Origin of the sequence: Pseudomonas gozinkensis, from assembly GCF_014863585.1 — a bacterium.
Classification (GTDB): Bacteria; Pseudomonadota; Gammaproteobacteria; order Pseudomonadales; family Pseudomonadaceae; genus Aquipseudomonas; species Aquipseudomonas gozinkensis.
Window position 1 is genome coordinate 855,121 of the sequence record NZ_CP062253.1, and the last position, 24,477, is coordinate 879,597.

Consider the following 24,477-nt stretch of genomic DNA (forward strand, 5'->3'; position numbering starts at 1 on the left):
CGAAGGACGTTAAATCATCATTTTGCCAGGGGAGGCGCTGATGAAAATTTTAGTGACAGGGGGCGCGGGCTTCATCGGTTCGGCCGTGGTGCGGTTTCTGATTGAAGAGACCGAATGTGAAGTGATCAACGTCGACAAACTGACCTACGCCGGCAACCTTGAATCGCTGGCCGATGTGTCCGACTCGCCGCGTTACCGGTTCTGCCAGGTCGACATCTGCGACAAGCCGGCGCTGGACGAACTGTTCGCGCGCCTGCAACCGGATGCGGTGATGCACCTGGCCGCCGAGTCCCATGTCGACCGCTCGATCGATGGCCCGCAGGCCTTCATCGAAACCAACATCGTCGGCACTTACACCATGCTCGAAGCGGCACGTGGTTACTGGAACCGACTGGACGCGGCGCGTCAGGCGGCGTTCCGTTTCCATCACATTTCCACCGACGAAGTGTATGGCGACCTGGAGCCTGAAGATCCGGCGTTCACCGAGCGCACGCCGTATGCGCCAAGTTCGCCGTATTCGGCGACCAAGGCCGGTTCCGATCATCTGGTTCGCGCCTGGCATCGCACCTTCGGCCTGCCGGTGGTGATGAGCAATTGCTCGAACAATTACGGGCCGTACCACTTCCCGGAAAAACTGATTCCCCACGTCATTCTCAATGCGCTGCAAGGCAAGCCGCTGCCGGTGTACGGCGATGGCGCGCAGATTCGCGACTGGTTGTTTGTCGAGGATCACGCCCGTGCGCTGTATGCGGTGGTCACGCGCGGTGAGGTCGGGCAGACCTACAACATCGGCGGCCACAACGAGAAGACCAACCTGGAAGTGGTGCACACCCTGTGCGACCTGCTCGAGGCGCGCGGTGCGGAAAAACCGGCAGGCGTCGCGCACTTCCGCGATCTGATCACCTTCGTCAAGGATCGTCCGGGCCACGACAAACGCTACGCCGTCGATGCCGGAAAAATCCACGCGACGCTGGGCTGGACGCCGCAGGAAACTTTCGAAAGCGGCATGCAGAAAACCGTCGACTGGTATCTGGATAACCGCGCCTGGTGGGTGCGGGTGATGTCCGGTGCCTACGCGCTGGAGCGCCTCGGCGAGCAACGCGACGAAGCCCTCGTGGCCTGAACATTCAGTCATTCAACTCTCACTGCTTGAAAGGAAAAAAGCATGGCCAAGTACAAAGGAATTCTGCTGGCGGGCGGCGCCGGTTCGCGTCTGCACCCGATCACCCTGGGCGTCTCGAAACAGTCGCTGCCGGTGTATGACAAACCGATGATCTACTACCCGCTGTCGGTGCTGATGCTGGCGGAAATCCGCGAGATCCTGATCATCTCCACCCCGGAAGATCTGCCGGGCTTCCAGCGTATGCTTGGCGACGGCAGCCAGTTGGGCCTGAAGCTGAGTTACGCGGTACAGCCAAGCCCGGACGGCCTCGCCCAGGCGTTCATCATCGGTCGCGAGTTCGTCGGTGCAGACAACGTCTGCCTGGTGCTGGGCGACAACATTTTCTACGGCGCCGGTTTCGGTGAAACCCTGCTGCAAGCGGCGGCGCGTGATGAAGGCGCGACAGTGTTCGGCTACTACGTGTCCGATCCCGAGCGCTTTGGCGTGGTGGAATTCGATGCTGCCGGCAAGGCCCTGAGCATCTGCGAAAAACCGAGCGATCCGAAGTCGAACTACGCCGTCACCGGCCTGTATTTCTACGACAACGAAGTGCTGCAGATTGCCGCCGACATCAAGCCGTCGCCGCGCGGCGAGCTGGAGATCACCGACGTCAACAACGTCTATCTGCAACGCGGAAAACTGAACGTGTCGGTGATGGGTCGTGGCATGGCGTGGCTGGATACCGGCACCCACGACGCGTTGATGGAAGCCGGCAATTTCGTGCAGGCCATCGAGAAACGCCAGGGCCTGAAAATCGCCTGCCTCGAAGAGATCGCCTACAACAAGGGCTGGATCGACGACGCGCAATTGCTGGTGCACGCAGGCAGCATGAGCAAGACCGGTTACGGTCAATATCTGGCCCGTTTGATCAACGATGATGTGGTGGTGTCGATGGACGGGCAGCGCCCGTTGAAAGGCGCTGCCTGACCGTTTCGAGATCTTGTGGGAGCGAGCTTGCTCGCGAAAGGGATTCATCAGTCAACTATGTTGTTGAACGTAAGGGCCCCTTCGCGAGCAAGCTCGCTCCCACAGGTTCAGTGGCCGGTCACGCTATCGTGTCGTCGGGCCTTCACATCGGAGCGCGGATCGGCAGGTGGCGTTTGCAAGTCGTGCAAACGGGTCAGGCGATTGGCGTGAGTCGGCGCTTCGGCCGCCAGCGGCGAGCGGCGTTTGCGGGTTTCTTCACGCAGCACCGGCAACACTTCCTTGCCGAACATGTCGAGTTGTTCCAGCACGGTTTTCAGCGGAATGCCGCCATGGTCGAACAGGAACAGCTGGCGCTGATAGTCGCCGAAGTACTCGCGGAAGGTCAGGGTCTTGTCGATGATTTCCTGAGGGCTGCCGACGGCCAGCGGGGTCATTTCCATGAACTCTTCCAGGGACGGGCCATGGCCATACACCGGGGCGTTGTCGAAGTAGGGACGGAATTCACGGCGCGCATCCTGCGAGTTGCGACGCATGAAAATGTGCCCGCCGAGACCGACGATCGCCTGCTCCGGTGTGCCGTGACCGTAATGGGCAAACCGCGCGCGGTAGAACTCGACCAGCGCCATGAAGTGCTCACGGGGCCAGAGGATGTGGCTGGCAAAAAAGCCGTCGCCGTAATACGCGGCCTGCTCGGCGATTTCCGGGGTGCGGATCGAGCCGTGCCAGACGAAGGGCGGCAGGTCATCGAGGGGCCTCGGGATCGAGGTGAAGTTTTTCAGCGGCGTGCGAAAGCGTCCGCTCCAGTTGAGGTCTTCTTCGCGCCAGAGCCGGTGCAGCAGGCGATAGTTTTCCATCGCCAGGGGCAGACCGTCGGCGATGCTCTTGCCGAACCAGGGATAGACCGGCGCGGTGTTGCCCCGGCCGAGCATCAGGTCCATGCGGCCGCCGCAGAGGTTCTGCAGCAGCGAATATTCTTCGGCCAGGCGCACCGGATCATTGGTGCTGATCAGGGTGGTGGACGTCGAGAGAATGATGCGTTCGGTCTTGGCTGCGATGTAGGCCAGCAGCGTGGTGGGAGAGGAGGTGATGAACGGAGGATTGTGGTGCTCGCCGGTGGCGAACACATCCAGTCCGATGTCTTCGGCCTTCTGCGCAATTTGCAGGGTGGCCTGGATGCGCTCGGATTCGCTGGGGGTACGGGCGTTGGTCGGGTCTTGTGTGACGTCGCCAACGGTGTAGATCCCGAATTGCATAAAGCCTCCTTGCCTTGGGTAAAGGTGTGTTTGAAACCCTTGCCGCGAAGAATGAATCATCGCGGCACTTGAAATGTACGCCTGTACACGTACAATCGCAATTCTGGATCATCGTCCAAACGGATTTGAAGACCTCATCGAGAGAGGAGCGCGACATGGAACTGGGATTTATCGGTCTGGGCACGATGGGCGCACCGATTGTGCTGAACCTGCTGAAAGCCGGGCATCGGGTCCGCGTGTGGAATCGTTCGTCGGCACCGCTGGAAGCACTGGCCAAGGCCGGCGCCGAACCAGTCGAGACACCGGCACTGGCGGCGCAGGCCGAGGTGCTGATTTCGATGCTCGGCGATGACACGGCAATCCGCTCGGTGTTCTTCGACGCCAAGGCGCTGGACGGTCTGCAGGCCGGCAGCGTTCACGTCAACATGTCCACGGTGTCCGTGGCGCTGGCCAGGGAACTGGCGGCTGTGCATGAAGCATGCGGCGTCGGTTACGTGTCGGCACCGGTGCTGGGGCGGGTCGATGTGGCGGCCGCCGGCAATCTGAACATTCTCGCCTCCGGGCCGGCCGAAGCACTGGCCCGGGTACAGCCGCTGTTCGACGTGCTGGGGCGCAAGACCTGGACGCTCGGCGACACGGCCGAGGTGGCCTGTGCTGCCAAACTGTCGGCCAACCTGATGATCGCCTCGGCAATCGAGTCCATGGCCGAAGCCTCGACCCTGGCCGGCGGTTACGGCATCAGTCGTGAGGCGTTCATCGAGATGATCACCTCGACCCTGTTCGCCGTACCGGTCTATCAGGGCTACGGCAAGCTGATGGTCGATGAAACATTCGAGCCGGCCGGTTTCAAATTGTCGCTGGGTCTCAAGGATGTACGCCTGGCGCTGGAAGCCGGTGAAGCGGCGCAGGTGCCGCTTCCGTTTGCGAGCGTGTTGAAGGACAACCTGCTGGACGGCATGGCCCATGGTCAGGCCGATCAGGACTGGGCGTCACTGTCGAAAGTCAGTGACCGACGCGCCGGCGTGAACTAATCAAAAGATTCAAGCAGCGTAACTTGTGCGCAAGTTACGTTGGCCTCTTGCACCTTGCGTTATTGTCGGACAGTGATTGCTCTTTTATTGGGAAATGAAAGAAATCTGATAATAGTGCTTGTAAAATGTACGACTGTAGACGTACATTTTTATCGGGGTTTAACAACAATAAAAAGTTCTGTCTGTTTTTTCGTCTGCTGATCGTAAATAAATAATAGCTAGGAGCCGTTATGAAAAATCTAATGCAATGGAACAGCCTTCCCTCCGAATCCAATGAATGGCTCGAGAAGGTGCGTGCACTGAATCCGCTGATTATTCAGCACCGCGATTACAGCGAGCAGACAAATGCGACGCACAAGGATGTGATGTCCCGATTCTTCAAGGATGGTTTTGGCCGCACCTCGGTGTCCAAGGCGTTCGGCGGGTCCCAGGTCGATATCCAGACCACCTCCGCCCTGCTGCTGGAATTCGCCCGGTTTGACGCCTCGCTGTCCTGGCAGCTGGCGGTGCAAGTGGCGATGGGGCGCCTGTCGGATTACCTGCCGGAAGCCACTTCCGAAGCGATCTACAACCACTGCGACGGTTTTGTGATCGGCGCCATCCACTCCGGCGGCGAAGCGCTGCCGATGGGCGACGAGTACCTGCTGAGCGGCAAATGGGCGTTCGCCAGTGGCTCGGCCCATGCCGACTGGCTGGTCTGCACCGCCACCGTCAAAGGCACCGAAAACAACACCACTCCCGAAGTGCGGATGTTCTTCGTCCCGGCCAGCCAGTGCACCATCCTGCCGACCTGGGACACGCTGGGCATGCGCGGCACCGGCAGCCATCACTTCCAGTGCTCCAATGTGATCGTCCACAAGTCCTTCTCGCTGGACGTCGAAACCCTCAAGCAATCTCCCGAAGCGCGCAGCTCCCGGGCCTACGCCACCGGTTACTACGAGTTCGGCACCCTGGCCGCGATGTCCACCGTGCTGGGCGTGGCCCGGGCGGCGGTCGATCATTTCCGCAATGACCGCGCCGTGAACACCGATCCGGGTCTTGAAGGGGTGATCTTCGAGAAGACCGGCCGCGCCATCTCCTCGGTACACACCGCACAACTGCTGCTGGAAGATGCGATCCACCAGGTCATCAACCGGGGTGAAACCATCGGCGAACCGGTCAGCGCCCGTGTCGGTCTGGCAGCCTCGGTGTTGACCGAAAACTCGGTCAATGCAGTCAACCAGATCTACTCCATGGCCGGTTCCAAAGCCGTCTACAAATCGCACTTCCTGGAGCGCTGCTTCCGCGATATCCACACTGGTTCGAAGCACTTCACCCTGTCGCCTTTGAACTTGCACGGTATCGGCAAGTACTACCTGGATAAAACCAACGTACTGGCCGCGGCTTAACAGCGGATAAATAAGGCGGGCGCGTCTACAAGTGAAAGTTCACAGGGATCGATAACGCGCCCGCCTTGAGTTGCACCTTTATTTTCTTAAAACTCAAACTTTTGTGCTCGCAGAAAAGAGTCAAGGGAGTGCCACATGCTTGCTCGAAATATTATCAAGTCGCTGATCTTTATTGTTCTTGTGGTGGTGTTATCCGCTGCACTGGGCTGGCGTTTCTGGTCGCCGCCACCGGCGGCGGCCGAGCAACGGATCCCCAGCACCCGGGTCGGTCTGGCCGTGGTCAAGAAGCAGCCGTACACCTACTACCTTGAGGCCATCGGCAAACTCGAAGCCCAGCGCCAGGTGCTGGTGTCGGCTGAAGTCAGCGGCAAAGTGGTGGACATCGATTTCGAGTCCGGCGATGAAGTGAAGGCGGGGCAGGTGCTGCTCAAGCTCAACGATGCGCCGGAGCAAGGCGAACTGGTGCGCCTGAAAGGCGAGTACGAGTCGGCCAAGGCGCAGTTTGCCCGGGTCCAGGAACTGGCCAAGACCGGCGCCGAAAGCCGCCGCGCCTTCGACAGTGCCCGCGCTCAATACGACGCGGCCAAAGGCGACATGGAGCGCATGCAGGCGCAGATCGCTCAACGCCACATTCGTGCGCCGTTCGCCGGCACCCTTGGCATTCGCCAGGCGCATCTGGGCCAATACCTGCAAGCCGGCAGCGCGGTGGCGACCCTGACCGATCCGGGTCTGCTGCGCGTCAACTTCACCCTCGCCGAGCGCGATGGTTCGCAAGTGCAACTGGGCCAGACCGTACAAGCCAAGGTCGATGCCTGGGGTGATGCGACCTTCGCCGGCAAGATCGTGGCGGTCGATCCGCAGATCAACCAGTCCCACACCATCAACGTTCAAGCGGTCATCACCGACACGCAAAAACGCCTGCGTCCCGGCATGTACGCCCGTGTCTCGGTGACCCTGCCGCAGACCGCCGAGCTGCTGATTCCGGAAACCGCGATCACCTACAACGCCTACGGCGAGAGTGTGTTCTCGGTCTACACCGACGAAGCCGGCGTGCAGAAGGTCAAGCGCGAAAGCATCAAGGTCGGCGAGCGCCGCGATGGCTGGGCAGTGGTCGACAAGGGCCTGACCGAAGGCGTGCAGGTGGTGACGTCCGGCCAGCTCAAGCTCCACGACGGCGTGGCGGTGGAAGGCGTGCCGGACACGATTGCTCTCAAACTCAGTGGGCTGGAAAAATGAATTTCACCGACCTCTTTCTTCGCCGCCCGGTGCTGGCCGTGGTGGTCAGCACGCTGATCCTGCTGTTCGGGGTGCGCGCGCTGATGAACCTGCCGATCCGCCAGTACCCGATGCTGGAAACGTCGACCATCACGGTCACCACCCAGTACCCCGGCGCCTCTTCGGAACTGATGCAAGGCTTCGTCACGCAGCCGATCAGCCAGGCCGTGGCCTCGGTCGAAGGCATCGACTATCTGTCGTCGACCTCGACCCAGGGCCGCAGCCAGGTGACGATTCGCATGGCGCTCAACAGCGACTCCATCGCGGCGCTGACCGAGGTCATGGCCAAGGTCAACCAGATCAAATACCGCCTGCCGAAGGACGCCTACGACCCGGTGGTGGAACGCACGTCCGGCGGCTTTACCAGCGTGGCCTACGTTGCGTTCGCCAGCTCCAACCTGACCATTCCGGAGATGTCGGACTACATCTCCCGTGTCGTCGAGCCGATGTTCGCCGGCATTGAAGGCGTGGCCAAGATCAACATCATGGGCGAGCAGAAACTGTCCATGCGCCTGTGGCTCGATCCGCAGCGTCTGGCCGGCTACGGCATGACCGGGCAGGACGTGTCGGCGGCCATCGAGGGCAACAACTTCCAGGCTGCTCCGGGTCAGGTCAAAGGCCTGTACGTGGTCAGCAACCTTCGGGTCAACACTGACCTGAACAGCGTCGAAGATTTCCGCGACATGGTGCTGCGCAACGACAACGGCCACATCATCCGTGTGCGTGACGTCGGCACTGTGGAACTGAACGCAGCCTCCACCGACACCAGCGGCTCGATGAGCGATGTGCCGGCGCTGTTCCTCGGCCTGGACGCCGCACCGACCGGCAACCCGCTGGTCATCGTCAAACGCGTGCGCGAGTTGCTGCCGCAGATCCAGGAAACCCTGCCACCGGGCGTGACCGTGCAGATCCCGTTCGAAGTGGCGCACTTCATTCAGTCGTCGATCGACGAGGTGAGCTACACCCTGCTCGAAGCGCTGGTGATCGTGGTGCTGGTGATTTACCTGTGCCTGGGTACGTTCCGCACCGTGCTGATTCCGCTGGTGACCATTCCGCTGTCGATGCTCGGCGCGGCGATGCTGATGCAGATGTTCGGCTTCAGCCTCAACCTGCTGACCTTGCTTGCCATGGTGCTCGCCATCGGGTTGGTGGTGGACGACGCCATCGTCGTGGTGGAAAACGTCCACCGTCACATCGAAGAGGGCAAGACGCCGTTCGACGCCGCACTGATCGGTGCCCGTGAAGTGGCCGGGCCGGTGGTGGCGATGACCTTCACCCTGGCGGCGGTGTACGCGCCGATCGGTTTGATGGGCGGCCTCACCGGCACGCTGTTCAAGGAGTTCGCACTGACCCTGGCGGGCGCCGTGGTGATTTCCGGCATCGTCGCCCTGACCCTGTCGCCGATCATGAGTACCCGACTGCTGGACGCGAAAACCAGCGAAGGCTTCATGGCGGTCAAGGCAGATCGATTCTTCCAGTACCTGTCCCGTCGTTATGGCGCGCTGCTCGGCGGTTCGCTGGCGCGGCGCTGGATCAGCCTGAGCGTGGCGCTGGTGATTTTCTTCAGCCTGCCGTTCCTCTATCGCTCGGCGCAGACCGAACTGGCGCCGCTGGAAGACCAGAACATCCTGCTGACCGCGATCAAGGCACCGCAGCACGCCAACCTGAATTACCTCGAGGCCTACGCACACGAGCTGTACAAGACCTTCAACGAAATCCCCGAGGGTTACAGCAACTGGGTGGCGAACGGTTCCGACGGCCTGTCCAACAGCGTCGGCGGGATCAACCTGGTGGACTGGGAAAAACGCGGCCGCGATGCCAACACCATCCAGCCTGACTTGCAGGCGCGGGTGAACCAGATCGAAGGCACGAGCATTTTCGTGTTCCAGATGCCGCCGTTGCCGGGCTCTACCGGTGGTCTGCCGGTGCAGATGGTGATCCGTAGCGATCAGGAATACCTGGCGCTGTTCAACGTGATGGATCAGCTCAAGCAGGCGGCGCAAGCCAGTGGCCTGTTCGCGGTGGTCGACAGCGATCTGGACTTCAACAATCCAGTGGTGGAAATCCAGGTTGACCGCGCCAAGGCCAACGCCCTGGGCATCCGCATGCAGGACATCGGCGAGACGCTCAACAGCCTGATCGGCGAGAAGTACGTCAACCGGTTCTCGTTCCACGGCCGTTCCTATGACGTGATCCCACAGTCGGTGTCGGCGGATCGCCTGACCCCGGAAACCCTGAAGCTGTATTACGTGAAGGATCAGAAGGGCAATCCGGTGCCGCTGTCGACGCTGGCCACCCTCAGCGTCAAGGTCGAGCCGAATCGCCTGACCCAGTTCAACCAGCAGAACTCCGCCACGTTCCAGGCCATTCCGGCGCCAGGCGTGACCCTGGGTGATGCGGTGGGCTTCCTGCAAAAACAATCGGAAGGCTTCCCGGCCGGCTTCAGTTTCGACTGGCAGTCCGACGCCCGCCAATACGTGCAGGAAGGCAACAGCCTGGCGTTCACCTTCGGCCTGGCCCTGGTGATCATCTACCTGGTGCTGAGCGTGCAGTACGAGAGCTTCCGCGACCCGTTCATCATTCTGATCAGCGTGCCGCTGTCGATCTGCGGGGCCCTGGTGCCACTGGCGCTGGGCATGACCTCGATGAACATCTACACCCAGATCGGCCTGATCACGCTGATCGGTCTGATCAGTAAGCACGGGATCCTGATGGTCGCGTTCGCCAACGAGTTGCAGCGCCAGCAAGGCATGGACCGTGTGCAAGCGATCCAGCACGCCGCGCAGGTTCGTCTGCGGCCGATCCTGATGACCACCGCGGCGATGGTGGTCGGCCTCGCGCCGCTGTTGTTCGCCAGCGGTGCCGGCGCCAACAGCCGCTTCGGCCTGGGCCTGGTGATTGTGGTGGGGATGCTGATCGGCACCTTGTTCACCCTGTTCATTCTGCCGTCGGTGTACACGCTGCTCAGTTCGATCAAGCAACCGAGCCACGCACCCGAAGCCGAACCGGCCGGTGTGCCGCAACCCATCCTGTGAGGACGTGACATGCATTCGATTACACGTTTGATGCTGGCGCCGCTGGCGGCGTCCATCCTGTTGGCGGCGGGTTGTGTGAACTACGCCGGGATCGATCATCAGGGCAAATTGCTGGCGGTCGGCGATGCGCCGTCCGACAGCCTGAAAGACAAGTTGCCGCCGGCTCAATGGCCGCGTGCGGACTGGTGGACATCGCTGGGCGATCCACGTCTGGGCGCACTGATCGAAGAGGCGTATGCCAGCAACCCTGACTTGCAGGAAGTCGCTGCCCGGGTGGCCAAGGCCAACGCTTTTCTCGACCTGCGCGACGCCGAACGCTATCCCGAAATGGACGCATCGGCGGGCGTCACTCGCGGTCGGCTGTCGCGTTTCGAGGACTACAGCGGCGAGGGTCACAAGCACTTCACCGCGCGTAATCTGGCGGTGAATTTCAGCTACACCTTCGACCTCTGGGGCGGCCAGCGTGCCGCCTGGGAATCGGCGCTCAACAGCGCAAGGGCGGCGGAAGTCGACCTGCAATCGTCGCGGCTGATTCTGGCGGTCAACGTGGTCAAGGCTTACAACCAGTTGGCCTATGCGTGGCAGGTCTCGGAGCTCAATCAACGGGATCTCGAGCGCCTGAGCAAACTGGTGGACCTGACGGATTCCCGTTACGGCTCGGGCCTCGACAACCTTTCGCAACTCAAGCAGGTTCAGAGCCTCAAGGCGCGTTCGGAATCGACCCTGATCGGCGCCAACGAAGACATCGAAATTGCTCGTCTTCAATTGTCGGCGCTGATCGGCAAGGGCGTTGACCGTGCGCACACCCTTGAGCGGCCATCGAATCTGCAAGCGAGTGTGGTGGCCTTGCCGGCGCAGTTGCCGGCTCAACTATTGGGCCGTCGTCCGGACATCGTCGCCGCACGTTGGCGCGTGGAGGCCGAGACTAAAAACGTCGAGGCGGTGAAGACCACGTTCTACCCGAACATCAATCTGGTGGCAGCGGCGGGTTCCCATGCGCTGACCGGTGATGCGCTGTTCGCCGGGGTCAGCAAGTTCTGGAATGTGGCGCCGACGGTGTCGCTGCCGATCTTCGATGCGGGACGTCTGCGCTCGGATCTGAAGGCCGGGAATGCCGAACTCGACAGTTCGATTGCGCAGTACAACCGGGTGTTGAATTCGGCCCTGCACGAGGTGGCGATTTCGGTGACGCAGCTGCGTTCTTTCGAGCAGCAGATCGTCGTGCAGCGCGATGCCTGTTCGATTGCGCAGTCGTCTTACGATCTGTCGCAGTCGCGCTACAAGGCCGGGGAGGACACGTTCCTTGATGCGCTGAACATCGAGCAACAATTGATTCAGGACGAAATGCGTCTGGCCTTCCTCAACAGCAAGCACATCGACAGTTCGGTTTCGTTGATGGCGGCGCTGGGCGGCGGCTTCCAGGCGCCCGCGCTGGAGACAGCGCAGAGCAGCGATTTGTAGTTGTTTTGCGGGACGCCGCCTTCGGGGCGGCTGTCGCGGGGAAAAAACATCTTGTGTATAGTCTTACTGTTCTCGTATAGACGAATACAAGCCGGATTTTTCCCGCCTATATCATCAAGGGTACCTACCTATGAACGTCCCGAATCATCCCAATCAGGATCAGATCCTTCTGGAAAATGTGCTGAACGCATTGGGAAGCCCGCTACGCCTGACCGTGTTGAAAGTGTTGTCCGATGGCCAGGAACATCCATGCGGCCGGATCCTCAAGGGCGCATCGAAGTCGACCATGACCCACCACTGGCGGGTTCTGCGCGACAGCGGTCTGATTTGGCAGCGCCCTTACGGTCGGGAAAACCTGCTGTCCCTGCGTCGTGAAGACATGGACGTGCGTTTTCCGGGATTGCTCGACTCGCTGCTGTCGGCGGTCAAGACCGATGAACAGACCATCAGCGTCATCAGCAAACACGAAGTGACCGAAGAAAACGGAGCCGAGTGACAGACACCGCCGGTGAAGGGTTGGCCTTCCACGGCAACCAACAATTCACCATCACCAGGAAGGTGTGAGCGGGTATGGATACAAGTCATTACTGGTCATCGCGACCGCTGTCGGAATTGACCAGCTCCGAGCATCACTGGCTGTTTTTGCCCGGGGCACTGACCCCACGTCTGAAAGCCATGGGCGATTATTCAATCGAAGTCGTCGAGCAGTTCCATGGCCCGCTCAATCCTGAAGAAGCGCAAGCGCTGAACGTACCGCCGGCCACCCTCGGCTGGGTGCGTGAGGTGGTGATGAGGCTCGATGGCGAGGCCTGCGTCACCGCTCGCAGCCTGACCAGCGTGCCGGCGCTGAATGGCGACTGGGCGGATCTGAACGGCTATGGCCGTCGACCGCTGGCCGAGATTCTCTACACGTCGGAGCAGACCCTGCGCGAGCCTTTCCAGTGCGCCTTGCTGTCTCCCGGCGCACCGCTGGCGGCGCTGTCCTATCGCTTCGCGCCACAGGCGAAACGGCTGCTGGCCCGGCGTTCGCGTTTCACCCGCAATGGTTCGGCGCTGCTGGTCAGCGAATGCTTCTTGCCGGCGTTCTGGGCACGGGTTGAATACGCTCAGGCGCTAAAGTCGGCCTGATGAAAAAAACCTGCGGGCGTTCACGTCCGCAGGTTTTTTTTCGCCGATTGTTCAGAGCCGGATCACCGCTTCGATCTGCTTGATGGCCGGCGTCAGCGCTTGCGCCAGTTGCTCGGCCTTCGAGGTCGGGCGCATGGTTCTGGATGAGCGCAGAAACAGCGGATCATCGAACCGCTTGCGCAGCCGTGCCAGCGATCCGCTGATGGCGGGTTGTTTGACGTGGAGGCGCTCGGCCGTGCGTGACACGCTGCGTTCGCGGAACAGCACCAGGAAAATGATGATCAGGTTCAGGTCGATATCCGCGAAGTTGTCTTCATTGAATAGCATGGTTACATCCCTGTCATGACCCGCCGGCCGGCGTCAGCCGAGGCCGGCGGGTGTCTGGATCACTGCTCGGGTGCCAGGCGCAGTTCGTCGTTCAGACGGTAGTAACTGCGGTTGAAATAGACCAGGCCTTCCGTGGCCTCGCTGTGTTGCTGCAGCTCGAGGATTTCACAGTAGAAGATGCTGTGAGTGCCGACCTCGTCGACCTTGCTGACCCGGCAATCGAGGCTGACCAGCGCTTCTTCGATCACCGGCGAACCGGTCTTGAGCGTCTGGCAGTTCACGCTGGAAAAACGCTCCTGCATGCTCAACTGCCGATTGGCGAACGCGCCGGATGTCGACTGGTGGTCACCGGTCAGGACGTTCACGCACAGCACGCCATTAGTCTTGAAATGCTCGTGATTGGACGACGAGCGATTGACGCACACCAGCAGCGTGGGCGGTGAATCCGTCACGCTGCACACCGCCGACGCGGTAAAGCCGAAACGCCCCGCAGGGCCATCGGTCGTGACGATGGTGACGGCACTCCCCAGCATCGCCATTGCATTACGAAACTCCGTTGAATCAACCATCGCGTCACCTCATTCCATGTAGGTTTAATGGAGCCGATCCGTTCTTCCTTGTCCGTTGTCGTCGTGCGAAAACGGCTATCGGGCAACACGTTCGCTCTGGCGATATAGTACGTATGTATACGTACCTTGCAAGCTATTCCTTGTGCTTATTTTGCCGATGAAAAGATCAATCTCCGGGGAGTGCCAAGGCTTGCAACAAGGCTGTGGCATAGGGCGGCAACGTGGAGAAATCCCGGGCGCACAGCAACAGTTTGCGCATCGCCCAGCCTTCATTCATCGGCAGGGTCTTGAAGGATTGCGGCCCGGCGCGCTGAACCGCCGCCAGCGGCACGATACCCAGCCCGGCACCGCGGGCCACCATGCGCATCACCCCGTCGAAACCATCGGCGCGAATGCGGATCTGCATCCGCGAGCCGCTGTGCAGGGCCTGTTCCTCCAGGTACACCGCCAGTGCGCTGTCGGCATGCAGACCGACGAAGTCGTGGCGCAGTGCGTCGCTGAAACTGATTTCGGTCGCGTCAGACAGCGGATGTTGCAAAGGCAGAATCAGCACCAGCGGATCATCGTGGAAGGCTCGGGTCTGCAAGTCGGTGGTGTCGATTGCGTCGGAGACAATACCCAGATCCGCCGCGCCCTGGCGTAAGGCATGAGTGATACGGGCGCTGGGCAGTTCCTGCAGATCGATGTCGAGGTTGGGATGCTGACGCAGGAAATCCGCCAGCACCTCCGGCAGGTATTCGCTGAGCGCCGTGGTGTTGCACAGTAAGCGCACCTGGCCTTTGACGCCGCGGGCGTATTCGGCCAGATCCTGTTGCAGGCGTTCGGCCTGTTGCAGCATCACCCGCGCATGTTGCGCCAGGGCTTTGCCGGCCGGCGTCGGCGTGACACCACGGCGCCCGCGCTCAAGAAACTCGGTGCCCAACGATGCTTCCATCGCCCGGATCCGCGCACTGGCCGCCGCCAGCGACAGATGGCTGCGCGCGGCGCCGGCGGTGATGTTGCCGCTGTCGAGGATGTGCAGGTACAGGCGCAGGTCGGTGAGGTCGAAGTGCATGGGGCAGCCTCAATATCAGTGGTGTCAGTCCCGACCCCTTCGCGGGCAAGCCCGCTCCCACAGTGTTTGTGTTGTACACAGAACTTATGTTCGACATCAAACCTGTGGGAGCGGGCTTGGTCCGGGCGGCGATCCGACGAAGAGGCCAGTGGCCGCAAAAAATCTACAAGCCTCAGGCAGGGCGAGAGGCTGCCTCAGTGTATGACAGATTTTCAGTTCATCCGCGCAAGCGCAAAGTGTGGCCATGAACGCACTCGCAGATTTCTATCAAAACCTCGGTCTGGCCCTTTCATTGCTGGTGATTGCGACCTTCGTCGTCGCTGGCATGATCAAGGGCGTGATCGGTCTCGGCCTGCCTACTGTCGCCATGGGTCTGCTCGGTCTGGCTATGGCACCGTCGCAGGCTGCGGCATTACTGATCATTCCGGCGACATTGACCAACGTCTGGCAACTGGCGTTCGGCGGGCATTTGCAGGGGCTGGTGAAACGCTTGTGGCCGATGCTGCTGGCGATCTTTCTCGGCACTGCCGTTGGCACCTTGTGGATTGGCATGGCAGGCGGGCATTGGGTGGTGCGCGGACTTGGCGCGGCGTTGTTGCTCTATGTGCTGAGCGGTTTGTTCCTGCCGACGCTGAGTGTCAGTCGCCGCCATGAACCGTGGCTCGGTCCGCTCTGTGGCGTGATCACCGGCGTCATCACTTCGGCTACCGGTGTGTTCGTGATTCCCGCCGTCCCGTACATGCAGGCACTGGGTTTGAACCGTGATGAACTGGTCCAGGCGCTGGGCCTGTCCTTCACCGTGTCGACCCTGGCGCTGGCCGGCGGATTGCTCTGGCGCGGGTCGCTCGGCGGCGCGGAACTGAGCGCTTCGCTGCTGGCGCTGATCCCGGCGGTGCTCGGCATGTTGCTCGGCCAATGGCTGCGTCAGCGCATCAGCGCCGTGCTGTTCAAGCGGATGTTTTTCATCGGTCTGGGCGCGCTCGGCGCCCATCTGCTGATCAGCGGTTAGCGGATGACGCGCTGAGCATTTCAATCGGGCGGATATCGAAATCCCGCTCCAGATACTCCATGCGCTGGGCCAGGAATTGCTGCATGTGCGGCAGGTTCGAGTGCACGTCCAGATGCGCCTGGCTTTCCCAGATCTCGTAAAAGATGAACAGGCTCGGGTCTTCCTTGTCGCGCAGCATGTGGTACTCGATGCAGCCGGGTTCGGCGCGGCTCGGCTCGACATAAGCGCGGAAAAACGCTTCGAAGGCCTCGGCTTTTTCCGGGCGGGTCTTGGCGTGCAGGATGAAACCCTGACGTTCGCTCATCGCAAAAAACTCCATTCAGATTCAGATGGCGGCCAATCCTACGGCAACAATCGGCAATCGATTCGTGCGTTTTACTCAAATGAATTTTGCGCAACCGGTGCTTATTCCGCGCGAGGCGGATCGCTAATCTGCCGCCATTCAATTTTTCCCCTTCTCCATCCAGCGCTCTGCGCTGCGCATCGGAATCCGATCGAGGCTCTCCCATGAAAAAAGTGCTGTTGCTCAATGGCGGTAAAAAATTCGCCCACTCCGACGGTCGCTACAACACCACCCTGCATGAAGCGGCGCTGAGCGTGCTGGATCGCGGCGGTGTCGACGTCAAGTCCACCTTCATCGACGAGGGTTACGACATCGCCGAAGAAGTCGCCAAATTCCTCTGGGCCGACGTGATCATTTATCAGATGCCGGGCTGGTGGATGGGCGCGCCGTGGACCGTGAAGAAGTACATCGACGAAGTCTTCACCGAAGGCCACGGCAGCCTCTACGCCAGCGATGGCCGCACCCGTTCCGACGCGTCGCAGAAGTACGGCAGCGGCGGTCTGATCCACGGCAAGCAGTACATGCTGTCGCTGACCTGGAATGCACCGCAGCAGGCGTTTGATGATCCGACCGACTTCTTCGAAGCCAAAGGCGTGGACGCGGTGTACTTCCCGTTCCACAAGGCCAACCAGTTCCTCGGCATGACCGGCCTGCCGACGTTCCTCTGTGTGGACGTAATGAAACGCCCGAACATCGAGGCCGACGTGGCGCGTTACGAGCAGCATCTGACCGAGGTGTTTGGCCTCAAGGCCTGACGCTCGGCTACTATCGAAGGCCTGAGCTTGCGCAGCAGGCCTTTCGATTCGAGGACACCCGTGAAAGCCAGATCCGATGAGTTGCAGATTTTCGTCTGCGTGATCGAATGCGGTTCGATCTCCGCCGCCGCCGAGCAGGTCGGACAGACGCCGTCGGCGGTCAGCCGCACGCTGTCGCGGCTGGAAGCCAAGCTCGACACCACGCTGATCAACCGCACGACCCGGCGCATGGACCTGACCGAAGAGGGCAAGTATTTCTTCGAACAGGCCAAGCTGATCCTCGACCAGATGGATCAGCTCGAAGAACGCCTCTCTTCGCGCCAGCAAACGCCATCAGGACGACTGCGCATCAACGCCGCATCGCCGTTCATGCTCCACGCCATCGTGCCGTACATCGACGAATTCCGTCGGCTGTACCCGGACATCCAGCTCGAACTCAACAGCAACGACCTGATCATTGACCTGCTGGAACAAAGCACCGACGTCGCCATCCGCATCGGCACCCTCGCCGATTCGACGTTGCATGCCCGCTCGCTGGGTTGCAGTCCGCTGCTGATCGTCGCCAGTCCCGCGTATCTGGAAAAGCACGGCGCGCCGCTCGAAGTGGCCGATCTGAGCGAGCACACCTTGCTCGGTTTCACCCAGAACGAAGGCCTCAACCAGTGGCCGCTGCGTTACGTGCACGGCGACCGTTGGCCGATCACTCCGGCAATCAGTGCCTCCAGCGGCGAGACGGTCCGGCATCTGGCGCTGGAAGGCCAGGGCATTGCCTGCCTCTCGCATTTCATGACCATCGACGACATTCGTGCCGGGCGCCTCAAGGTGTTGCTGGCGGAATTCAACAGCGGTTATCGCCAGCCGATCAACGCGGTGTACTACCGCAACTCGCAGCTGGCGCTGCGCATCCAGTGCTTCCTGGATTTCATTCAGAGCAAACTGGCGGCTTACGCCAGCGCCGATTTCAAGGGCTGATTCGTGATCCCTGCGCAACAGTGATTTGGTTGTGGGCGGGTTTTTCCACAGGACGCGCCGGTCGATACTCGTTGCATCACTTACTCACGCAGGGAGTTTCTCCATGAACGTATTCGTCACCGGCGCTGCCGGTTTTATCGGCGGCTCCATCGCCACCGGTCTGGTCCAGGCTGGCCACACCGTCACCGGTCTTGTACGCAGCGCCGAACAGGCTAATGAGCTGAAGGCACTGAACATCACCCCGGTGATCGGCACCCTCGACGACAACGCATTGCTGGCCGAACAGGCCCGCGCCGCCGATGCCGTGATCAACGCCGCCAGCAGCGACCATCGCGGCGCGGTCGAAGCCTTGCTCGATGCCCTGCGCGGCTCGAACAAAGTGTTCCTGCACACCAGCGGTTCGAGCATCGTCGGCGACGCCTCGGGCGGCAAATCCAGCGACGTCATCTACTTCGAAGACAACCTGCCGGAGCCGACCGTCGACAAGGCCGCACGCGTGGCCATCGACAACCTGATCCTCGCCGCAGCGAAGGAAGGCGTGAACTCGGCCGTCATCTGCAACACCCTGATCTACGGCCACAGCCTGGGCGTCAATCGCGACAGCGTGCAACTGCCGCGCCTGCTGAAACAGGCGCGCAAAAGCGGCGTGGTGCGTCACGTCGGCACCGGCCAGAACATCTGGTCCAACGTGCACATCGAAGACGTGGTGGCGCTGTACCTGCTGGCCCTGACCAAAAACGTCCCGGGCACCTTCTACTTCGTCGAAAGCGGCGAAGCGTCGTTCATCGACATGACCACCGCCATGGCCCAAGCCTTGAATCTGGGCCAGCCACAAGACTGGCCACTGAAAGACGCCGAAGCCGAGTGGGGCTACGAAATGGCCAACTACGGCCTCGGCTCCAACAGTCGCGTACGCGGCAAACACGCCCGCGAAGGGCTGGGCTGGGCGCCGAAGCGCACGTCGGTGGTTGAATGGATTCGTAACGAAATGGTGTGAGGGTTGATTAAACCCGAGAGGGCTTTGCGACTAACCTGTGAACGGCTGCCTTTGGGCAGCCGTTTGTGTTTTTGGATTTGTCTTGGCGCCGAGATTGAGTGAATTCGCCACTTTTTCAGAAACTGAATGACGACTCTATTTGGCCAGAGAAAGATGCAGAAACTTGCTGTCCTTGAGCTTCAGCTTGCGCTCAATCGATTCAACGCTCTGACCCGTTTCGATGGCTGTCGAGCTGGCAATCGCGCGTATCAACACTTCGGCAGTGAGCTTTTTGGGGCGGCGGCGCGAAGCAGTCATGGCAGGAACTCGATAGAAAGCGTCTGCCGAGTATAGCGCCTGGACTGATGTTGAAAACCTTGTGGCCCGGGCGAAACCTTCAGCCGGGTCATGAAAATCCCACCCCGCGATTTTCATTATTCGCGACAAGACATATCCAAAAACGACAACCCTTATCCCTCCACGAAAATTACTTTCACGTCGTTTGAAAACTCGATCTCGAAATGATTTATGAGTTTCACAAACCCATTCGAACGTGACCCTTTCGAGGAGTACCGCATGACACCGTCCTTCGGCTATTGGCTGCTAGTGTACGCCGCCGTTGCCATCATCGCCCTGATCGTTCTGATCGCCCGTTACCGACTCAATCCGTTCATTGTCATCACCCTGATTTCCATCGGTCTGGCGCTGGTGGCGGGGATGCCGCCGTCCGGCGTGGTGGGGGCGTATGAGGCCGGGGTGGGCAAGACGCTGGGGCACATTGCGCTGGTGGTGGCGCTGGGGACGATGCTCGGCAAGATGATGGCCGAGTCCGGCGGGGCCGAGCAGATGGCGCGCACGTTGATCGAACGTTTTGGCGAAAAGAACGCGCACTGGGCGATGGTGTGCATCGCGTTTCTGGTGGGGCTGCCGCTGTTTTTCGAAGTCGGTTTCGTGTTGCTGGTGCCGATTGCCTTTACCGTGGCGCGGCGGGTTGGCGTGTCGATTCTGATGGTCGGTCTGCCGATGGTCGCCGGTCTTTCGGTGGTGCATGCGCTGGTGCCGCCGCACCCGGCGGCGATGCTGGCGGTGCAGGCTTATCAGGCGTCGGTCGGGCAGACTTTGCTGTACGCGATTGCCATCGGCATTCCGACGGCGATCATTGCCGGCCCCCTGTACGCCAAATTCATCGTGCCACGCATTCAGTTGCCGGCGGATAACCCGCTGGAAAAACAATTCCTCGAACGCGAACCTCGTGACAGCCTGCCGGGTTTCGGCATTACCATGGCGACCATTCTGTTGCCGGTGGTGCTGATGCTGATCGGCGGCTGGGCCAACCTGATTTCCACGCCGGGCAGCGGTTTCAACCAGTTCCTGTTGTTCATCGGCAACTCGGTGATCGCGCTGTTGCTGGCGACGCTGTTGAGTTTCTGGACGCTCGGCATTGCCCAGGGTTTCAACCGCGAATCGATCCTCAAATTCACCAACGAATGCCTGGCACCGACCGCCAGCATCACCTTGCTGGTGGGCGCCGGCGGCGGTCTGAACCGGATTCTGGTGGACGCCGGGGTCACCGATCAGATCGTCGGCCTGGCGCAGGAATTTCATCTGTCGCCGTTGATCATGGGCTGGCTGTTCGCCGCATTGATGCGCATCGCCACCGGTTCGGCCACCGTCGCGATGACCACAGCTTCCGGCGTGGTCGCGCCAGTGGCCATCGGTCTGGGTTATCCACACCCGGAACTGCTGGTGCTGGCGACCGGCGCGGGCTCGGTTATCTTTTCCCACGTCAACGACGGCGGCTTCTGGTTGATCAAGGAATACTTCAACATGACGGTGGCCCAGACGTTCAAGACCTGGACGGTGCTGGAAACCCTGATCTCGGTTGTCGCTTTCGCCCTGACCGTCGGTCTTTCTTACCTGCTGTAGTCGGAGTTATCCGCCATGGACATCCTTTATCAGATCCGCGCCCGTCAGGATTCCTTCAGCGCCGGTGAAGGACGCATCGCCCGTCTGATGCTCGACGACGTAGGATTTGCCGCCTCCGCCAGCCTCGAAGAGCTGGCCCAGCGGGCCGAAGTCAGCACCGCCACGCTGTCGCGCTTCGCCCGCACCGTCGGTTGCCGCGACCTGCGCGACCTGCGCCTGCAACTGGCCCAGGCCAGCGGCGTCGGCAGCCGTTTCCTCGACCCGGCGGGCACGCCCGAGCAGTCGGCGTTTTACGGGCAGATCGTCGGCGATATCGAAACCACCTTGCGCCAGCATCTGGCGGCGTTCGACGAATCGCGCTTCGCCGATGCGGTGAAGTTGCTGGGCCAGGCACGGATGATCCACGCCTTCGGCATCGGCGGTTGCTCGACCCTGTGCAGCGATGAGTTGCAAGTGCGGCTGGTGCGCCTCGGCTACCCGATTGCGGTGTGCCACGACGCGGTGATGATGCGCGTCACCGCCGCCAGCCTCAGTGCCGAGCAGGTGGTGATCGTCTGTTCGCTGACCGGCATCACCCCGGAGTTGCTGGAGACCGTAGCGCTGGCGCGCAACTACGGCGCACGGATCCTCGCCATCACCCGCGCCGACTCGCCGCTGGCGGAACTGGCCGATATCGTCCTGCCGCTGCAAGGCGCCGAGACCTCGTTCATCTACAAACCGACGGCGGCGCGCTACGGCATGCTGCTCGCCATCGACGTGCTGGCCACCGAGCTGGCGCTGGCCAATCCTGAAGACAATCAAGAACGTCTGCGGCGGATCAAACTCGCCCTCGACGAATACCGTGGCGGCGACGATCACCTGCCGCTGGGAGACTGACATGCTGTACGACACCCTGATTCGCAACGCCCTGGTCATCGACGGCAGCAACAGCCCCGGTTACGCCGCCGACGTGGCGCTCCTCGATGGCCGCATCGCGCGCATCGGTGATTTGCGCGATGCCCGCGCCAGCGATGAAATCGACGCCGGCGGCCGTGTGCTGGCACCGGGTTTCATCGACGTGCACACCCACGACGACACCGTGGTGATTCGCCAGCCACAAATGCTGCCCAAGCTCAGCCAGGGCGTGACCACGGTGATTGTCGGCAACTGCGGGATCAGCGCCGCACCGGTCAGTCTCAAGGGCGATCCACCGGATCCGATGAACCTGCTCGGCACTGCCGCCGCATTCGTCTACCCACGTTTCAGCGATTACCGCGCAGCGGTCGAAGCGGCCAATACCACGCTGAACGTCGCGGCACTGGTCGGGCATACGGCGCTGCGCAGCAATCATCTTGATGATCTGTTTCGCACCGCGACCGACGCTGAAATCAGCGCGATGCGCGAGCAGTTGCGTGAAAGCCTGGAGGCGGGCGCCCTCGGTTTATCCACAGGTCTGGCGTATGCGAGCGCGTTCTCGGCATCCACCGATGAAGTCATGCAACTGACCGAAGAATTGAATGCGTTCGGCGCGGTGTACACCACCCACCTGCGCAGTGAATTCGAACCGGTGCTGGAAGCGATGGACGAGGCCTTTCGCATCGGACGCCACGCACAGTCGCCGGTGATCATTTCCCACCTCAAATGCGCTGGCGCCGGTAACTGGGGGCGCAGTCCGCAGTTGCTTGCCTCGTTGGAAGAAGCGGCGAAAACTCACCCGGTCGGCTGTGATTGCTATCCGTATGCGGCGAGCTCTTCGACTCTGGATTTGAAGCAGGTCACCGACGCCCACCGCATTACCATCACCTGGTCGACGCCGCACCCGGAAATGGGCGGTCGCGACCTGATGGACATCGCTGCCGAATGGAACCTGTCGTTGCTCGACGCCGCCAAACGCCTGCAACCGGCGGGCGCGGTGTATTACGGGATGGACGAGAACGACGTGCGACGGATCCTTGCCCATCCGCTGTCGATGGTCGGCTCCGATGGTCTGCCGGAAGACCCGTTCCCGCATCCGCGCCTGTGGGGAGCCTTCCCACGTGTGCTCGGACATTTCAGTCGTGATGTCGGCCTCTTTCCCCTTCACACCGCCGTGCACAAGATGACCGGTCTGTCGGCCGCGCGTTTCGGCTTGAAGGAAAGGGGCGAGATTCGTGAAGGACACTGGGCGGATCTGGTGTTGTTCGATCCGGCGACCGTGCGTGATGTGGCGGATTTCAACGACCCGCAACGTGCCGCCCAAGGTATCGAGGGTGTGTGGATCAATGGTGTTTTGAGTTACCGCGACGGTCAGGCCAACGGCCAAAGACCAGGACGGTTCCTGGCGCGCCAGGGCGATCTGCGCGACGGCTTTCGTTGAATTTTGCTGACTGCGTCACGGTGATGGCACATTGCAATTAAAGAAAGCCATCACCAAGCCGAATTGCTGACATCCACCCCGGCTACACTCTGGGGCCAATCAGTCAGGGAGCAACCCATGAGCTTCGGCAAAACCACCCCGATCCTGCGGATTTTCGATGAAGCCAAGGCCTTGGAGTTCTATGTCGACTTCCTCGGTTTCAAGATCGATTGGCAGCATCGTTTCGAACCCGGTTTCCCGTTGTACCTGCAAGTCTCGCGCGGCGAGTGCGTGCTGCATTTGTCCGAACACCACGGCGATGCAACACCGGGTTCCGCCCTGCGGATCGAGACCGATGAGCTGGAGGCGTTCCAGCAGCAGTTGGTCGCCAAGAACTACAAGTTCTCGCACCCGGGGATTCAGGCCATGCCGTGGGGCAGCCAGGACATGACTATCGCCGATCCGTTCGGCAATCGCCTGGTGTTCACCAACGCGATCAGCCTCTAACTGTCGTTCGCTACCCGGTGAGTCTGCCGAAACTCACCGGGCGGCATCCCGCGTCGGCTCTTGAAGGTGCGGTGAAACGAGCGTGGTTCGGTGAAGCCCAGATACTGGGCGATGTCCTGAATCGGCAAGGTGCTGTTGAGCAGGTAATGCTCGGCCAGTTCCTGGCGCAGTTCATCGAGGATCTGCTGATACGAAGTGCCGGCCTGATGCAGCTGGCGTTGCAGCGTGCGCACCGAGACGGCGAGATGTTCGGCCACCTGTTCCTTGCGCGGCAGGCCTTCCTTGAGCAACTGGCGCAGGATGCTTTTGACCCGCTGCTCCAGGGATGCATCCTCCAGCGTCGCCATCAGACTTTGCGCGTGTTCTTCCAGCGTGCGCAGCAAATGCGCATCGGCCTGACGCAACGGCAACTGCAAATACGGCAACGGCACGATCAGCGCGGAATACGGCTGATCGAACAGCACCGGGCATTCAAAAAACTGTTCGTACTGCGCCTGCGTGGTGTCCGCCGGGATCGAGTGTTCCAGCCACACCGCGGCCGGCGACAGTTGGGTGTCGGCGATCCAGCGTGCGTATTGCAGCCAGGAGCCGAGCACGTTTTCCACCAGATGCCGGCGAATCCGCGGGCGTTCAAAGCGGCAGCTCCAGATCAGGTGCACGTGGCTGTCGTGCACCTCGGCGCGGCTGACGCCCATGTCGCCCACCAGTTTTTCGAACGGCATGATGCGGCTCATGGCATCGCCCAATGTCGCGCAATTCATGGTGATGTAACCCAGCACGCTCCACGAGTTGGGCAGCACAAAATTCGCGGCGTTGAGACCGAACAACGGATCGCCCGAGTGCTCGCAAAAGTAATCGAGCAACCGCTCATGGGTTTCACCCGGCAGACGCAGGCTGTTGTCGCTCAACTGCTGCGCCTGCAACCCGGCCGCCGCCAACGCAGGCTCGATGGCCAGGCCCAGATGTTCGGCATGGCGCAGGTATTTGAGCAGCGGCGGAACGGAGGTGAAGCCGAGCGATTGCATGACCGAATTCCCTTGATCGAGGCCGCCACGGGCGGATGAG

24 protein-coding genes are annotated in these 24,477 nt (G+C 61.1%); 17 read left to right on the plus strand and 7 right to left on the minus strand.

Features of this window, described 5'->3' with window-relative positions; all coding sequences use genetic code 11:
- Positions 1–40: 40 nt before the first annotated feature.
- Both rfbB and rfbA read left to right on the plus strand, forming a co-directional pair.
- Positions 41–1,123, plus strand: a complete 1,083-nt coding sequence (gene rfbB, locus IHQ43_RS03700; protein ID WP_085746839.1) for a dTDP-glucose 4,6-dehydratase — start codon at positions 41–43, stop codon at positions 1,121–1,123.
- 42 nt (positions 1,124–1,165) lie between these two features.
- Complete coding sequence (gene rfbA / locus IHQ43_RS03705; protein ID WP_192563414.1) at positions 1,166–2,089, plus strand: glucose-1-phosphate thymidylyltransferase RfbA; 924 nt, start codon at positions 1,166–1,168, stop codon at positions 2,087–2,089.
- 107 nt (positions 2,090–2,196) lie between these two features.
- On the opposite strand, the gene IHQ43_RS03710 is transcribed toward rfbA, so the two are convergent.
- Positions 2,197–3,342, minus strand: a complete 1,146-nt coding sequence (locus tag IHQ43_RS03710; RefSeq protein ID WP_192563415.1) for an LLM class flavin-dependent oxidoreductase — start codon at positions 3,340–3,342, stop codon at positions 2,197–2,199.
- 26 nt (positions 3,343–3,368) lie between these two features.
- Here IHQ43_RS03710 and IHQ43_RS03715 point away from each other — a divergent pair, with 26 nt between their 5' ends.
- From IHQ43_RS03715 to IHQ43_RS03745, 7 genes are all read left to right on the plus strand, one after another.
- Entirely contained in the window at positions 3,369–4,373 is a 1,005-nt protein-coding gene (locus IHQ43_RS03715) for an NAD(P)-dependent oxidoreductase (protein ID WP_279613368.1), read from the plus strand.
- 230 nt (positions 4,374–4,603) lie between these two features.
- Positions 4,604–5,761, plus strand: a complete 1,158-nt coding sequence (locus IHQ43_RS03720; protein ID WP_192563417.1) for an acyl-CoA dehydrogenase family protein — start codon at positions 4,604–4,606, stop codon at positions 5,759–5,761.
- Positions 5,762–5,896: 135 nt separating this feature from the next.
- Positions 5,897–6,997 (plus strand): efflux RND transporter periplasmic adaptor subunit, encoded by a 1,101-nt coding sequence (locus IHQ43_RS03725; protein ID WP_192563418.1) that lies wholly within the window; start codon positions 5,897–5,899, stop codon positions 6,995–6,997.
- On the plus strand, positions 6,994–10,071 hold the full coding sequence (locus IHQ43_RS03730) for a MexW/MexI family multidrug efflux RND transporter permease subunit (protein WP_192563419.1): 3,078 nt from the start codon (positions 6,994–6,996) through the stop codon (positions 10,069–10,071). Before IHQ43_RS03725 ends, IHQ43_RS03730 begins: the two co-directional genes overlap by 4 nt.
- 9 nt (positions 10,072–10,080) lie before the next feature.
- Complete coding sequence (locus IHQ43_RS03735) at positions 10,081–11,532, plus strand: efflux transporter outer membrane subunit (protein ID WP_192563420.1); 1,452 nt, start codon at positions 10,081–10,083, stop codon at positions 11,530–11,532.
- A gap of 130 nt (positions 11,533–11,662) precedes the next feature.
- Positions 11,663–12,028 (plus strand): ArsR/SmtB family transcription factor, encoded by a 366-nt coding sequence (locus IHQ43_RS03740; RefSeq protein WP_007953843.1) that lies wholly within the window; start codon positions 11,663–11,665, stop codon positions 12,026–12,028.
- Between the two features lie 74 nt (positions 12,029–12,102).
- Positions 12,103–12,660, plus strand: coding sequence for a chorismate--pyruvate lyase family protein (locus IHQ43_RS03745; RefSeq protein WP_192563421.1), 558 nt, complete (start codon positions 12,103–12,105; stop codon positions 12,658–12,660).
- Positions 12,661–12,711: 51 nt separating this feature from the next.
- On the opposite strand, the gene IHQ43_RS03750 is transcribed toward IHQ43_RS03745, so the two are convergent.
- The 3 genes from IHQ43_RS03750 to IHQ43_RS03760 form a co-directional block, all read right to left on the minus strand.
- A complete protein-coding gene (locus tag IHQ43_RS03750; protein WP_007953837.1) occupies positions 12,712–12,987 on the minus strand; it encodes a helix-turn-helix domain-containing protein in 276 nt (91 codons plus the stop codon).
- 59 nt (positions 12,988–13,046) lie between these two features.
- Entirely contained in the window at positions 13,047–13,556 is a 510-nt protein-coding gene (locus IHQ43_RS03755; RefSeq protein WP_007953834.1) for a flavin reductase, read from the minus strand.
- Positions 13,557–13,722: 166 nt separating this feature from the next.
- Positions 13,723–14,610, minus strand: coding sequence for a LysR family transcriptional regulator (locus tag IHQ43_RS03760; protein WP_192563422.1), 888 nt, complete (start codon positions 14,608–14,610; stop codon positions 13,723–13,725).
- Positions 14,611–14,854: 244 nt separating this feature from the next.
- Here IHQ43_RS03760 and IHQ43_RS03765 point away from each other — a divergent pair, with 244 nt between their 5' ends.
- Positions 14,855–15,619, plus strand: coding sequence for a sulfite exporter TauE/SafE family protein (locus IHQ43_RS03765; RefSeq protein ID WP_192563423.1), 765 nt, complete (start codon positions 14,855–14,857; stop codon positions 15,617–15,619).
- On the opposite strand, the gene IHQ43_RS03770 is transcribed toward IHQ43_RS03765, so the two are convergent.
- A complete protein-coding gene (locus IHQ43_RS03770; RefSeq protein WP_129972410.1) occupies positions 15,609–15,923 on the minus strand; it encodes a putative quinol monooxygenase in 315 nt (104 codons plus the stop codon). The two genes, IHQ43_RS03765 and IHQ43_RS03770, sit on opposite strands and share 11 nt — an antisense overlap.
- A 203-nt stretch (positions 15,924–16,126) precedes the next feature.
- On the opposite strand from IHQ43_RS03770, the gene mdaB reads away from it, so the two are divergent.
- From mdaB to IHQ43_RS03785, 3 genes are all read left to right on the plus strand, one after another.
- Positions 16,127–16,717: an NADPH:quinone oxidoreductase MdaB gene (mdaB, locus tag IHQ43_RS03775; protein ID WP_192563424.1), complete on the plus strand. Its 591-nt coding sequence runs from the start codon at positions 16,127–16,129 to the stop codon at positions 16,715–16,717.
- A gap of 60 nt (positions 16,718–16,777) precedes the next feature.
- Complete coding sequence (locus IHQ43_RS03780; protein ID WP_192563425.1) at positions 16,778–17,689, plus strand: LysR family transcriptional regulator; 912 nt, start codon at positions 16,778–16,780, stop codon at positions 17,687–17,689.
- A gap of 103 nt (positions 17,690–17,792) precedes the next feature.
- On the plus strand, positions 17,793–18,686 hold the full coding sequence (locus IHQ43_RS03785) for an NAD-dependent epimerase/dehydratase family protein (protein ID WP_192563426.1): 894 nt from the start codon (positions 17,793–17,795) through the stop codon (positions 18,684–18,686).
- Positions 18,687–18,821: 135 nt separating this feature from the next.
- On the opposite strand, the gene IHQ43_RS03790 is transcribed toward IHQ43_RS03785, so the two are convergent.
- A complete protein-coding gene (locus tag IHQ43_RS03790; RefSeq protein ID WP_192563427.1) occupies positions 18,822–18,983 on the minus strand; it encodes a hypothetical protein in 162 nt (53 codons plus the stop codon).
- A 258-nt stretch (positions 18,984–19,241) separates the two neighbouring features.
- Here IHQ43_RS03790 and IHQ43_RS03795 point away from each other — a divergent pair, with 258 nt between their 5' ends.
- From IHQ43_RS03795 to IHQ43_RS03810, 4 genes are all read left to right on the plus strand, one after another.
- Positions 19,242–20,591, plus strand: coding sequence for a GntP family permease (locus IHQ43_RS03795; RefSeq protein WP_192563428.1), 1,350 nt, complete (start codon positions 19,242–19,244; stop codon positions 20,589–20,591).
- A gap of 15 nt (positions 20,592–20,606) precedes the next feature.
- On the plus strand, positions 20,607–21,467 hold the full coding sequence (locus tag IHQ43_RS03800; RefSeq protein WP_007953817.1) for a MurR/RpiR family transcriptional regulator: 861 nt from the start codon (positions 20,607–20,609) through the stop codon (positions 21,465–21,467).
- Between the two features lies 1 nt (position 21,468).
- Complete coding sequence (locus IHQ43_RS03805) at positions 21,469–22,926, plus strand: D-aminoacylase (RefSeq protein WP_192563429.1); 1,458 nt, start codon at positions 21,469–21,471, stop codon at positions 22,924–22,926.
- 117 nt (positions 22,927–23,043) lie between these two features.
- Positions 23,044–23,412, plus strand: a complete 369-nt coding sequence (locus IHQ43_RS03810) for a glyoxalase superfamily protein (RefSeq protein ID WP_085713218.1) — start codon at positions 23,044–23,046, stop codon at positions 23,410–23,412.
- Here the strand turns inward: IHQ43_RS03810 and gliR are convergent.
- A complete protein-coding gene (gene gliR, locus IHQ43_RS03815; protein WP_007953814.1) occupies positions 23,409–24,437 on the minus strand; it encodes an AraC family transcriptional regulator GliR in 1,029 nt (342 codons plus the stop codon). The genes IHQ43_RS03810 and gliR overlap by 4 nt on opposite strands.
- Between the last annotated feature and the right edge of the window lie 40 nt (positions 24,438–24,477).

Excerpts from the sequence above, each read along its gene's own strand:
- IHQ43_RS03735 (WP_192563420.1), top strand. The coding sequence starts at position 10,081 with ATGCATTCGATTACACGTTTGATGCTGGCGCCGCTGGCGGCGTCCATC.
- IHQ43_RS03745 (WP_192563421.1), top strand. The coding sequence starts at position 12,103 with ATGGATACAAGTCATTACTGGTCATCGCGACCGCTGTCGGAATTGACC.
- IHQ43_RS03740 (WP_007953843.1), top strand. The coding sequence starts at position 11,663 with ATGAACGTCCCGAATCATCCCAATCAGGATCAGATCCTTCTGGAAAAT.
- IHQ43_RS03720 (WP_192563417.1), top strand. The coding sequence starts at position 4,604 with ATGAAAAATCTAATGCAATGGAACAGCCTTCCCTCCGAATCCAATGAA.
- IHQ43_RS03800 (WP_007953817.1), top strand. The coding sequence starts at position 20,607 with ATGGACATCCTTTATCAGATCCGCGCCCGTCAGGATTCCTTCAGCGCC.
- IHQ43_RS03725 (WP_192563418.1), top strand. The coding sequence starts at position 5,897 with ATGCTTGCTCGAAATATTATCAAGTCGCTGATCTTTATTGTTCTTGTG.
- IHQ43_RS03790 (WP_192563427.1), bottom strand. The coding sequence starts at position 18,983 with ATGACTGCTTCGCGCCGCCGCCCCAAAAAGCTCACTGCCGAAGTGTTG.
- IHQ43_RS03785 (WP_192563426.1), top strand. The coding sequence starts at position 17,793 with ATGAACGTATTCGTCACCGGCGCTGCCGGTTTTATCGGCGGCTCCATC.
- IHQ43_RS03810 (WP_085713218.1), top strand. The coding sequence starts at position 23,044 with ATGAGCTTCGGCAAAACCACCCCGATCCTGCGGATTTTCGATGAAGCC.
- gliR (WP_007953814.1), bottom strand. The coding sequence starts at position 24,437 with ATGCAATCGCTCGGCTTCACCTCCGTTCCGCCGCTGCTCAAATACCTG.
- IHQ43_RS03795 (WP_192563428.1), top strand. The coding sequence starts at position 19,242 with ATGACACCGTCCTTCGGCTATTGGCTGCTAGTGTACGCCGCCGTTGCC.
- IHQ43_RS03755 (WP_007953834.1), bottom strand. The coding sequence starts at position 13,556 with ATGGTTGATTCAACGGAGTTTCGTAATGCAATGGCGATGCTGGGGAGT.
- IHQ43_RS03760 (WP_192563422.1), bottom strand. The coding sequence starts at position 14,610 with ATGCACTTCGACCTCACCGACCTGCGCCTGTACCTGCACATCCTCGAC.
- rfbB (WP_085746839.1), top strand. The coding sequence starts at position 41 with ATGAAAATTTTAGTGACAGGGGGCGCGGGCTTCATCGGTTCGGCCGTG.
- IHQ43_RS03750 (WP_007953837.1), bottom strand. The coding sequence starts at position 12,987 with ATGCTATTCAATGAAGACAACTTCGCGGATATCGACCTGAACCTGATC.
- rfbA (WP_192563414.1), top strand. The coding sequence starts at position 1,166 with ATGGCCAAGTACAAAGGAATTCTGCTGGCGGGCGGCGCCGGTTCGCGT.
- IHQ43_RS03770 (WP_129972410.1), bottom strand. The coding sequence starts at position 15,923 with ATGAGCGAACGTCAGGGTTTCATCCTGCACGCCAAGACCCGCCCGGAA.
- IHQ43_RS03730 (WP_192563419.1), top strand. The coding sequence starts at position 6,994 with ATGAATTTCACCGACCTCTTTCTTCGCCGCCCGGTGCTGGCCGTGGTG.
- IHQ43_RS03710 (WP_192563415.1), bottom strand. The coding sequence starts at position 3,342 with ATGCAATTCGGGATCTACACCGTTGGCGACGTCACACAAGACCCGACC.
- mdaB (WP_192563424.1), top strand. The coding sequence starts at position 16,127 with ATGAAAAAAGTGCTGTTGCTCAATGGCGGTAAAAAATTCGCCCACTCC.
- IHQ43_RS03805 (WP_192563429.1), top strand. The coding sequence starts at position 21,469 with ATGCTGTACGACACCCTGATTCGCAACGCCCTGGTCATCGACGGCAGC.
- IHQ43_RS03765 (WP_192563423.1), top strand. The coding sequence starts at position 14,855 with ATGAACGCACTCGCAGATTTCTATCAAAACCTCGGTCTGGCCCTTTCA.